The sequence below is a fragment of the Desulfuromonadales bacterium genome, from assembly GCA_035620395.1.
In the GTDB taxonomy this organism is placed as follows: domain Bacteria; phylum Desulfobacterota; class Desulfuromonadia; order Desulfuromonadales; family DASPGW01; genus DASPGW01.
Genome location: DASPGW010000047.1, coordinates 1 through 9924, shown reverse-complemented (window position 1 = coordinate 9924; position 9924 = coordinate 1). Strand labels below are relative to the sequence as shown.

The window sequence follows — 9924 nt, the reverse complement described above, 5'->3', positions numbered from 1 at the left end:
CCCTTTCTGCGGGTTTCTGGTTTTCCGGTGTCAGGCTCCCGTGGCCGCAGGCGGGACAAAGACCCGCTGTCCCAGTTCCTGATCGAGCAGCAGCAATCCCCGGCCATCCCCTTCGACCCGCTTGAGCTTGCGGATGAGCAGCGAGAAGTTGGCCTCCTCTTCTACCTGCTCGGTGACGAACCAGTTGAGCATGATCTCGGCGGCGTGATTTTTCTCGGCACGGGAGAGTTCCATGAGATTGCCGATGCTTGCGGTGACGAACTTTTCGTGGTTCAGTCCGAACTCGATGGCTTCGAGCGGCGATTTGAAGTCGTTTTTGGGCCCGTCGATGGGCCGCAACTCGGTGCGACCGGCAACGCTGCAGATGAAGGTGAAGAACTTTTCGCCATGGGTCATCTCCTCGAGAGCCTGCACCCGCATCCAGCTGGCGAATCCGGGCAGGTCTTCGGACTGGAAGTAACCGGCCATGGCCATGTACAGGTAGGCCGAAAAAAATTCGTTTTTCATCTGTTCGTTGAGCGCGTCCTGAAGCTTTTGGCTGAGCATTCATTTCCTCCTTGTGAGAGTTGCCGGCCTGCCGGTGTCGTCTGTCGCCAATAAAGTACTGAAATGATACCAAAGAGGTTGTGTTTGGCAAAGGAGCAAATTTGCAGCGTGCCTGCGAACGTTGCATTCGCTCCGGGTCTGGGCTATGCTAGCCGCAGATTTTCGATTTTTTAATCATTTCCGGTACGGAGCCACACGTTGATCATCAAATCGGCCGATTTCGTCAAAAGCGCCACCCGGCCCGCGCATTACCCTGAAACAGAACTCCCCGAGGTGGCCTTTGCCGGTCGCAGCAATGTCGGCAAGAGCTCTCTGATCAACGTCCTGGTCAACCGCAAGGCGCTGGTACGCACCTCCTCCACCCCGGGGCGCACTCAGCTGATCAATTTCTTCAGCATCAACGGCACCTTTCACCTGGTCGACCTCCCCGGCTACGGCTTCGCCCAGGTCCCGCTGGCGGTGAAGAAGGAGTGGGGGCCGATGGTGCGCACCTACCTGGAGAGCCGCACGAGCCTGAAGGCGGTGGTGATCCTCTTCGACATCCGCCGCGTTCCCCGCGAGGAGGACCTGCAGCTTTTGGACTGGCTCGAGGAGTTCGAGATTCCCACCGTCCCGGTCATCACCAAGGCCGACAAGGTCGGCCGCGGGCAGCGCGACCGGCAGATCAAGCCGATCCTCGAAGCGACCGGTCTGCCCCTGGATGCCTTCACCCTCTTTTCGGCCACGACGCGGGAGGGGCGCGACGAGATCTGGCAGCGCCTCGAGGCGGCCCTGGAAGAGGATGCGTCCGGCGCTGACGGCGAAGATTTCCCCGCATTTGGCGAGGATAACGCCTGATGCAGTGGCTCGGCCTGGTCGGCGGCCTGATGGTCGCCTTCGGTTTTGTCCCCCAGATCATCAAGGTTCTGCGTACCCGCTCGACCGGCGACCTTTCGGTTTACATGCTCCTCTCCATTCTCGTCGGTGGCATCTTCTATACCGCCTACGCCATCTTCGCCGGCGATCCGGTCTTTATCACCATTAATCTGCTGGCCACCACCAATACCCTGGTATTGCTGCTGCTCAAGCTCCGCTACCGCTGAAAGACGGCGTTTTGCGTTGACACTGTCGGCCGCCCTCTGTTACAAATGGCCGACAATCCAACATCCGGGTGCCCGCCGAAGCCGTAGCAGGGTGTGCTTGGGCTGATCAAAAATGTCCAGATGCAAGGCAGCTGAAATCTGAGGAGTGAGGCGTACATGGAATGTACGCCGCAGCGACGAAGATGAGGGCAACGCAGCAGATGGGCGTTTTTCATCAGCCTACGGTTTGAGGCGGGAGAATAGGGAAGAGGGTGTGACCCCCTCGCTGCCCCGCAACTGTATGTGGTGATGAAAGCCGGAATTTTTGCCACTGCCCCATTCCGGGGCGGGAAGGCCCGGCGAGTAAGGCGATCCACGAGCCAGGAGACCTGCCCGGATGCTGATGACCGACCTTTCGCGGGAGGGGTTCGGACGGCCGCCGCAGGTGACCCCGAACTCTTTTTACGAGTCCGGGGTTTTTTTGTTCACTCGAATATTCAATGAGTTTGCCGGCCGAGCCGGCCACGGGCAGGGGATGCAGCAGGGACAAATCCAGGTCTACACGGGAGAGGGAAAGGGCAAGACCACGGCAGCGATCGGCCTCGTGGTGCGCGCTCTGGGCCAGGGGCTGCAGGTGTTGCTGGTCCGCTTCCTCAAGCCGGCCGAACCGCCGAGCGGCGAAATTGCTTTTCTGCAGAAGGTCGCAGGGGTGGAAATCCTCACCTCGGGGCTCGGCATCATCGGCGGCCAGCCGGACCGGGAGGCGGTTGCCCGCAGCGTCCGCGAGACCTTCGCCGCCGCCCGGCGCAGAATCGCCGCCGGTGGTCTCGACCTGGTGGTGCTGGACGAGGTCAACAACGCCGTGCACCGGGGGTACCTGCCGCTGGACGAAGTGCTCGACTGGCTCGATGCGCGGCCGGCCGGCGTCGAACTGGTGCTGACCGGCCGCCAGGCCCCGGTCGAAATCCTGGCCCGGGCGCACCTGGTGACCCGAATGGAGAAGCTGAAGCATCCCTATGATGCCGGGGTGCCGGCCCGGCGAGGAATCGAGTACTGAAATGGCCCGTGTGACCTACATCACCGGCGGCGCCCGCTCGGGCAAGAGCGGCTTTGCCCAGTCGCTGGCCGAGCGCTGCGAAGGGACTCTGCTTTATGTCGCCACCGCCGGCATCGGCGACGCCGAGATGGCCGAGCGGGTGCTGCGGCACCGGGCCGGCCGCGGGACGCGCTGGGAAACCCTGGAGGAACCGCTGGCGCTGGCCGGGCGGCTGCCGCCGGCGGCAGCAGGCAAGGGGGGGATTCTACTCGACTGCGTCACTCTCTGGCTGTGCAACCTCCTCTTTCACTGCGACGAGAGCGAATCCGGCGTCTGGCAGGAAGTGGAGCGCTTTATCACCCTGTGGCCGTCGCTGTCCGCCCCGCTCTTCATCGTTTCCAACGAGGTTGGCTCGGGAATCGTGCCGGACAACCGTCTTTCCCGACAGTTCCGCGACCTGGCCGGCGAGGTCAATCAGCGTCTGGCCGCCGCGGCCGACGAGGCCTGGCTGGTGGTTTCCGGGCTGCCGCTGCGGTTGAAGTGAACCTTCTGATAGGACCAATGAGACCTATGGGACATATGGGACCTATAAGACCCTTGAAGAATTCTTTGGAGCAAACATGCGCAAAGATATGACTCTCGATGCCACTCTCTCCCTTATCCGCCCCGTTGATTCAGAAAAAATTGCTGCCCTTCAGGACCGCATCAACCGCCAGGCCAAGCCGCAGGGGTCCCTTGGTCGACTGGAGGAATTCGCCCGCCGTTTTGCCGCCATCACCGGCCGCGACACCGTGCAGAAGAAGGTCGTCTTCACCTTTGCCGGCGACCATGGGGTGACCGAAGAGGGAGTCAGCGTCTTTCCCCGCGAGGTGACGCCGCAGATGGTCTTCAACTTCCTCGAAGGGGGGGCGGCGATCAATGCTTTGGCCCGCCATGTCGGCGCCGAGGTGATCGTCGTCGATATGGGAGTCGACTTCGAGTTCAAACCGATGAACGGCCTGCTGCTCAAGAAGATCGGCCGGGGGACGGCCAACTTCGCCAGGGGGCCGGCGATGAGCCGGGTGGAGGCGATCCGCTGCCTGGAAACCGGCATCGAGCTCGCCGCCTCCTGCCGCGACGCCGGTATCGACCTGGTCGGCACCGGCGACATGGGGATCGGCAATACCACTCCGTCCGCGGCGATTGCCGCCGTCTTCACCGGGCTCTCGGTCCCCCAGGTCACCCATCGCGGAACGGGGATTGACGATGCGGCGCTGGCCCACAAGATCCGGGTCATCGAGGAGGGGTTGCGGGTCAACGCTCCCGACCCCGGGGATCCGGTCGACGTCCTGGCCAAGGTGGGAGGCTACGAAATCGGCGGCATCGCCGGCCTGATCATCGGCTGCGCCGCCCTGGAAATCCCGGTAGTGGTCGACGGTTTTATCTCCACCGCCGCCGCCATGCTTGCCTCGGAATTGCATCCGCATGTGCGCGACTACCTTTTCGCCGCCCATCGCTCTGTGGAGATCGGCCATGCACACATGCTGGAGCGGATCCGTCTGCGGCCGATGCTCGACCTTGAAATGCGCCTCGGCGAGGGGACCGGCGCGGCCCTGGCCATGGGGCTGATCGAGGCGGCGCTGCAGGCGCTGCGCGAGGTGAAGACCTTCGATGAGGCCGGGGTGGCCAGAGGGGACGAGAGATGAGCCGGGGCTGGGAGGAATTCCGCATTGCCGGCGGCTTCCTGACGATTTTCCCCGTCGCCCGTGAACTGCCGACGGAGCCGCCGCAGCTCGCCCGGAGCATGGGCCTCTTCCCGGCGGTTGGCCTCACCATCGGGCTCCTCCTGGTGGCCATCAACTGGGCGCTCGCTCCCCTGGTACCGCGGGGCGTGCTCGACAGCCTGCTCGTGCTGATCATGATCGTCATCACCGGCGGTCTGCATCTGGACGGCATGGCCGACGTCATCGACGGCCTGGCCGGCAGCCGCGACCGGGAGAGGTCCCTGCGCATCATGAAGGACAGCCGGGTGGGGGCGATGGGGGCGGTCAGTCTGATGATGGTTCTGCTGCTCAAGTACGTCTGTCTGCACAATGTGCCGCAGGTAGTCAAGCCGGCGGCCCTGGTCTTCATGCCCGCCGCCGGCCGCTGGGTGCAGGTGGTGCTCGCCTGCTGCGCTCCCTACGTGCGGCCGGAAGGGGGGACCGGCGCCGCCTTCGTCGACCATGTCGGCGGGCGGGAGTTCCTCCTTGCCGGGGTGACCCTGACGGCGGCGGCCCTGATCCTGTTCGGCTGGAAGGGGGGCGTGCTGCTTCTCCTCCTGGGGCTGGCGGCTCTCCTGCTGCTGCGCTACTTCAAGCGCCGTCTTGGCGGGGTCACCGGCGACGTGCTGGGCGCTTCTACGGAGTTGACCGAGGTGTTCACCCTGCTGGCAGTGCTGACCCTGTACTGAGTCTTACCCAAAGGAGCTCCCATGACCCGCACCCGCATCTATCTCGTACGCCACGGCCAGGTGGAGGGGTTCGAGGAAAAGCGCTACAACGGCCAGGCGGACGTCCGTCTGACCCCCGAGGGTGAGGCCCAGTTCGGCCTGCTGCAGATGCGCCTGCGAAAGAAGACCATCCACGCCGTCTACAGTAGCGACCTTTCCCGCTGTCTGGAGGGAGCCCGGCTGCTGGCGCGCACCTTCGCCCTGGAGCCGGCGGCGAAGCCGGAGCTGCGCGAACTGCATATCGGCGACTGGGAGGGGAAAACCTGGCAGGAGTTGCAGGCTACCTGCCCGGAGCAGTGGCAAGCCCGTCTCGACGACATCGTCCATTACCGTGTCCCCGGCGGCGAAAGCCTGCTCGACATGGCCGGGCGGGTGCGCCCGACGGTTGCCGGGATCGTCGCCGCCCATCCGGGGGAGGACGTGCTGGTGGTCGGTCACGGCGGGGTCAACCGGGTCATCCTGCTCGACGCCATCGGTGCCCCCCTCGACCGCCTCTTCCACATCGAGCAGGCGTACGGCTGTCTGAACATCATCGACTATTTCGCCGACGGCAAGGCTGTGGTTCAACTGCTCAATGGCTGATCCGCAGATGGACGCAGATTAAATTCGAAGGCTCATGGCCTTCAGTCTTTTCTGCGAAAATCTGCGTTCATCTGCGGATAAGTAAAGGTTTCGATGCGAACGCTCATCGTCGCCGCGCCCGCTTCCGGCAGCGGCAAGACCACCGTCACCCTCGCGTTGCTGGCTGCCTTGCATCGGCGGGGGCTGGCGGTCGCCCCCTTCAAGGTGGGTCCGGATTTTATCGACCCTGGCCATCACGCCGCCGTCTGCGGTCGTTCCTCGCGCAACCTCGATGGCTGGTTGTGCGGAGAAAGGGGTGTCCGCGAAACCTTCGGCCGCGGCTGCCTCGGTGCCGAGGTCGCAGTGGTCGAGGGGGTGATGGGACTTTTCGACGGCGCCGCCGGCGACAGCGACGCGGGAAGCACCGCCGAGATCGCCCGCTGGCTGGGGGGGCGTATTCTGCTGGTGGTCGACGCCCGTTCCCAGGCGCGCAGCGCCGCCGCCCTGGTGCAGGGGTTCAGCCGCTTCGACCCGCGTCTCGAGTTCGCCGGCGTGATTTTCAACCGTGTCGGCAGCCCGCGCCATGCAGAGCTGCTGCGGGACGCCCTCGCCTCTGTCCCCGGGCTGCCGCCGCTGCTCGGCTGCCTGCCTCGAGAGGAGGAGTTGGCCCTCCCCGAGCGGCATCTGGGTCTGGTGACCGCCGGGGAGACGGAGCCGGACGAAGATTTTTACGGCCGGCTGGCGGACTGGCTGGAGGGGCATGTGGATGTGGAGGCATTGGTATTGCCCCCCCCTTTGCCAAAGCAGGCGAGGTGTCAGGTCTACACATTTGACAAGACAGGCAAATGTGTAGACCTGACACCTAAGGTCCGCATCGCCGTCGCCCGGGACGAGGCTTTCTGCTTCTGCTACCCGGAGAATCTGGAGTTGCTGGAGGCGGCGGGGGCCGAGATCGTCCCCTTCTCCCCCTTGCACGACCAGGCCCTGCCTGCGGGGACCGACGGCCTCTACCTCCCCGGCGGCTATCCCGAGCTGCACGCCGGGCGGCTGGCGCAGAACGTGGGCCTGCTGCGGGAGATTCGGGAGGCGGCCGTTGCCGGCCTGCCGGTCTATGCCGAGTGTGGCGGTTTCATGCTGCTCGCCGAATCGATCGACGGACGGTCGATGGCCGGAGTCTTCCCCGCCCGGGTGCGTATGTTGACGAAACGCAAGGCACTCGGCTACCGGCAGGTGACCTTCGCGCGTGATACGATCCTCGGTCCGGCCGGAACCGTGGCGCGCGGACACGAGTTTCACTACTCGGAGACGGAAATGCCGGTGGAAGTAGCACGGTGTTACCGCCTTTTCCGCCCTGGCGGAGAAGATCTCGGACCGGAGGGGTACCGGGTGCACAACGTCCTCGGTTCCTACGTCCACCTGCACTTTGGCAGCAACCCGGGGCTGGCGGCGGCATTCGTGGAAAACTGCAAGAAATACAAGGATAATTAGCCACCGAGGACACAGAGAGCGCAGAGGAGTAGGGCAACATCCAAAGGTTTTTCCCGGTGTCCTCGGTGATCTCTGTGGCAAGAAGGAGAATTTGTTTTGAAGACCCAGATCGAACTCGCCCGCGAGGGCATTGTCACGGCGCAGATGGCGACCGTCGCCCGAAATGAACAGCTCAGTGAAGAGTTTGTCCGGCAGATGGTGGCCGATGGAAAGATTGTCATCCCCTGGAACCACAACCGCAAGCCGCAGGCGGTCGGCATCGGCAAGGGGTTGCGGACCAAGGTCAACGCCTCCATCGGCACCTCCTCGGACATCGTCGACTACGCCGCCGAGGTGCGCAAGGCGCTCGCGGCGCAGGAGGCCGGAGCCGACACCCTGATGGAGCTCTCCGTCGGTGGCGACCTCGACCGGGTGCGGCGCGAGGTGCTCGCTGCCGTCGATCTCCCGGTGGGCAACGTCCCCCTCTACCAGGCCTTCTGCGAGGCGGCCCGCAAATACGGCGACCCCAACAAACTCGACGAGGAGATGCTCTTCGACCTGATTGAAAAGCAGTGCGCCGACGGCATGGCCTTCATGGCGGTGCACTGCGGCATCAACCTCTACACCATCGAGCGGCTGCGCAAGCAGGGGTATCGCTATGGCGGGCTGGTTTCCAAGGGGGGCGTCTCCATGGTCGCCTGGATGCTCGCCAACAACCGGGAGAATCCCCTGTACGAGAAGTTCGACCGGGTGGTCGCGATCCTCAAGAAGTACGACACGGTTCTCTCTCTCGGCAACGGCCTGCGCGCCGGGGCGATCCACGACTCCTCCGACCGGGCGCAGATCCAGGAACTGCTCATCAACTGTGAACTGGCCGAACTCGGCCGCGAGATGGGCTGCCAGATGCTGGTCGAAGGACCGGGGCACGTGCCCCTGGACGAGGTGGAGGGGAACATCCGGCTGCAGAAGCGGATGAGCGGTGACGCCCCCTACTACATGCTCGGCCCCATCGCTACCGACGTCGCTCCCGGCTACGACCACATCACCGCCGCCATCGGCGCCGCCCAGTCGAGCCGCTACGGGGCCGACCTGATCTGCTACATCACCCCGGCCGAGCACCTGGCCCTGCCCAACGAGGAAGACGTGCGCCAGGGGGTGAAGGCGGCGAAGGTGGCTGCCTACATCGGCGACATGAACAAGTACCCCGAGCGGGGCCGCGAGCGGGACAAGGCGATGAGCAAGGCGCGGCGCGACCTCGACTGGGAGAAGCAGTTCGAGCTCGCCCTCTTCCCGGCCGACGCACGGGCCATCCGCGCCAGCCGCGTCCCCGAGGACGAGGCGACCTGCACCATGTGCGGCGACTTCTGCGCTTCGCGCGGCGCTTCGGCGCTATTCCGGGGGGATTTGAAGGGAGACAAGGTTTAATTCTCGCGTAGGGGCGGCGCTTGCTCTGCCCCGGGGCGCAGCAAGCAGCGCCCCTACCACGATTTATAACGTTTCCAGGCGCAGGAAAGGGAGTGCGAATCTCCCGCGGACCCGCCGCTGTGACGGGGGACCGAACCCTCAGGAGCCCACTGCCCGGTCAGCAAGCCGGACGGGAAGGGGAGGGGGAGGGAGGATCCCGGAGCCAGAAAGCCTGCCTTGAAATGAGTTCTGACCGCTGACGGCAAAGGCGGTCGACGGGTGGCGTCCATCTGGCCCCCGGCAAAATCGCCGGGGGCTTTTTTATCGGTAAAGGAGCAGCAAACGATGAGTACGGCAATTCTGTTGATGGGACACGGCTCGCGCATCCCCGAGGCCAACGAAGCCCTGCATGCGATCGCTGCCATGGTGCGCGAGGGGACCGGCTGCGCGATCGTCGAGGTCGCCTTCCGCGAGCAGCACGCCCCCAACATCCAGCAGGGGATCGACAGCTGCGTGGCGCAGGGCGCGACCCGTCTCCTGCTCTATCCCTACTTTCTCTTCGCCGGCGCCCATGTGCTCGAGGACCTGCCTGCCGAACTGGAAGAGGCCGGCCGCCGCTACCCGGATCTGGAAATGATCCTCGGCGAGCCGCTCGGCGTCCACCCGAAGCTGGGCGAGATCGTCTGCGAGCGCATCGGGACGTCCCTGGCCGGGGCCGGCTGGACCGAGGCGCCGGTGCGAGTCGCCGCCGGCAAGGGATGATTGCAATGGCCGGCGCCGCTGCTATCCTTGATCCTTCGGCGATCGAGGCCGAGAGTTTTGCCATCATCGACCGCGAGGTCGGCGCGCACGGCTACGTCGGTCGCCAGTGGCCGGTGGTGCGACGCATCATTCACACCACGGCCGATTTCGACTTCGCCCGTACCACCTGTTTCTCGCCGGGGGCGGTAGAGGCCGGCATCACCGCCCTGCGCCAGGGCGCCTCGGTCCTCGGCGATACCCACATGGTGCTGGCCGGAGTCAACAAAACGCGGCTGGCCGCCCTGGGCGGCGATATCCGCTGCCACGTCGCCGATCCCGATGTGGCGGCGCAGGCCCGGGCGCTCGGCATCACCCGCTCGATCCTGGCCACCCGCAAGGGGGTCGCGGCGGGTTGCGGCATCTACCTCATCGGCAACGCCCCCACCGCTCTCTTCGAACTGCTGCAGCTGGCGGCGACGGGCGCGGCACGCCCCGCCCTGGTGGTTGGCGTGCCGGTCGGCTTCGTCGGCGCCGAAGAGTCGAAGGAGGCGCTCTTCGCCTCGGGCCTGCCCTTCATCACCTGCCGCGGCCGCAAGGGGGGCTCGGCGATCGCCGCCGCCGTCCTCAACGCCCTGATG

12 protein-coding genes and 2 riboswitches are annotated in these 9924 nt (G+C 65.1%); of the genes, 11 read left to right on the top strand and 1 reads right to left on the bottom strand.

The window, feature by feature from the left end:
- Window positions 1-30: 30 nt before the first annotated feature.
- Window positions 31-546 (bottom strand): ferritin, encoded by a 516-nt coding sequence (locus VD811_03110; protein HXV19967.1) that lies wholly within the window; start codon window positions 544-546, stop codon window positions 31-33.
- Window positions 547-744: 198 nt separating this feature from the next.
- On the opposite strand from VD811_03110, the gene yihA reads away from it, so the two are divergent.
- From yihA to VD811_03055, 11 genes are all read left to right on the top strand, one after another.
- A complete protein-coding gene (yihA, locus tag VD811_03105; protein HXV19966.1) occupies window positions 745-1383 on the top strand; it encodes a ribosome biogenesis GTP-binding protein YihA/YsxC in 639 nt (212 codons plus the stop codon).
- On the top strand, window positions 1383-1628 hold the full coding sequence (locus VD811_03100; protein ID HXV19965.1) for a PQ-loop repeat-containing protein: 246 nt from the start codon (window positions 1383-1385) through the stop codon (window positions 1626-1628). The genes yihA and VD811_03100 overlap by 1 nt, the downstream gene beginning before the upstream one ends.
- Before the next feature lie 185 nt (window positions 1629-1813).
- Window positions 1814-2019, top strand: a riboswitch (cobalamin riboswitch).
- Entirely contained in the window at window positions 2005-2664 is a 660-nt protein-coding gene (locus VD811_03095; protein HXV19964.1) for a cob(I)yrinic acid a,c-diamide adenosyltransferase, read from the top strand. (Overlaps the previous riboswitch by 15 nt.)
- A gap of 1 nt (window position 2665) precedes the next feature.
- Complete coding sequence (gene cobU, locus VD811_03090) at window positions 2666-3187, top strand: bifunctional adenosylcobinamide kinase/adenosylcobinamide-phosphate guanylyltransferase (protein ID HXV19963.1); 522 nt, start codon at window positions 2666-2668, stop codon at window positions 3185-3187.
- A 76-nt stretch (window positions 3188-3263) separates the two neighbouring features.
- Window positions 3264-4328: a nicotinate-nucleotide--dimethylbenzimidazole phosphoribosyltransferase gene (gene cobT / locus VD811_03085; GenBank protein HXV19962.1), complete on the top strand. Its 1065-nt coding sequence runs from the start codon at window positions 3264-3266 to the stop codon at window positions 4326-4328.
- Window positions 4325-5074 (top strand): adenosylcobinamide-GDP ribazoletransferase, encoded by a 750-nt coding sequence (cobS, locus tag VD811_03080; GenBank protein ID HXV19961.1) that lies wholly within the window; start codon window positions 4325-4327, stop codon window positions 5072-5074. The genes cobT and cobS overlap by 4 nt, the downstream gene beginning before the upstream one ends.
- A 21-nt stretch (window positions 5075-5095) precedes the next feature.
- Window positions 5096-5695 carry an alpha-ribazole phosphatase gene (gene cobC, locus VD811_03075; protein HXV19960.1) on the top strand — a complete coding sequence of 200 codons (600 nt, stop codon included), beginning with the start codon at window positions 5096-5098 and terminating at the stop codon, window positions 5693-5695.
- A 93-nt stretch (window positions 5696-5788) separates the two neighbouring features.
- The gene (locus VD811_03070; GenBank protein HXV19959.1) at window positions 5789-7162 is read left to right on the top strand and encodes a cobyrinate a,c-diamide synthase; all 1374 of its coding nucleotides are present in this window, start codon (window positions 5789-5791) and stop codon (window positions 7160-7162) included.
- Between the two features lie 96 nt (window positions 7163-7258).
- Window positions 7259-8566, top strand: coding sequence for a phosphomethylpyrimidine synthase ThiC (gene thiC / locus VD811_03065; protein HXV19958.1), 1308 nt, complete (start codon window positions 7259-7261; stop codon window positions 8564-8566).
- Between the two features lie 59 nt (window positions 8567-8625).
- A riboswitch (cobalamin riboswitch) is annotated at window positions 8626-8800 on the top strand.
- Window positions 8801-8890: 90 nt separating this feature from the next.
- On the top strand, window positions 8891-9307 hold the full coding sequence (locus tag VD811_03060) for a CbiX/SirB N-terminal domain-containing protein (protein ID HXV19957.1): 417 nt from the start codon (window positions 8891-8893) through the stop codon (window positions 9305-9307).
- A 5-nt stretch (window positions 9308-9312) separates the two neighbouring features.
- Window positions 9313-9924 (top strand): precorrin-8X methylmutase (locus VD811_03055; protein HXV19956.1); only part of this gene is annotated, 612 nt, incomplete at its 3' end.

Bases quoted from the DNA above. Each gene is read 5' to 3' on its own strand.
- VD811_03110 (HXV19967.1), bottom strand. From the start codon at position 546: ATGCTCAGCCAAAAGCTTCAGGACGCGCTCAACGAACAGATGAAAAAC.
- VD811_03100 (HXV19965.1), top strand. From the start codon at position 1,383: ATGCAGTGGCTCGGCCTGGTCGGCGGCCTGATGGTCGCCTTCGGTTTT.
- VD811_03095 (HXV19964.1), top strand. From the start codon at position 2,005: ATGCTGATGACCGACCTTTCGCGGGAGGGGTTCGGACGGCCGCCGCAG.
- cobU (HXV19963.1), top strand. From the start codon at position 2,666: ATGGCCCGTGTGACCTACATCACCGGCGGCGCCCGCTCGGGCAAGAGC.
- cobT (HXV19962.1), top strand. From the start codon at position 3,264: ATGCGCAAAGATATGACTCTCGATGCCACTCTCTCCCTTATCCGCCCC.
- cobS (HXV19961.1), top strand. From the start codon at position 4,325: ATGAGCCGGGGCTGGGAGGAATTCCGCATTGCCGGCGGCTTCCTGACG.
- cobC (HXV19960.1), top strand. From the start codon at position 5,096: ATGACCCGCACCCGCATCTATCTCGTACGCCACGGCCAGGTGGAGGGG.
- VD811_03070 (HXV19959.1), top strand. From the start codon at position 5,789: ATGCGAACGCTCATCGTCGCCGCGCCCGCTTCCGGCAGCGGCAAGACC.
- VD811_03060 (HXV19957.1), top strand. From the start codon at position 8,891: ATGAGTACGGCAATTCTGTTGATGGGACACGGCTCGCGCATCCCCGAG.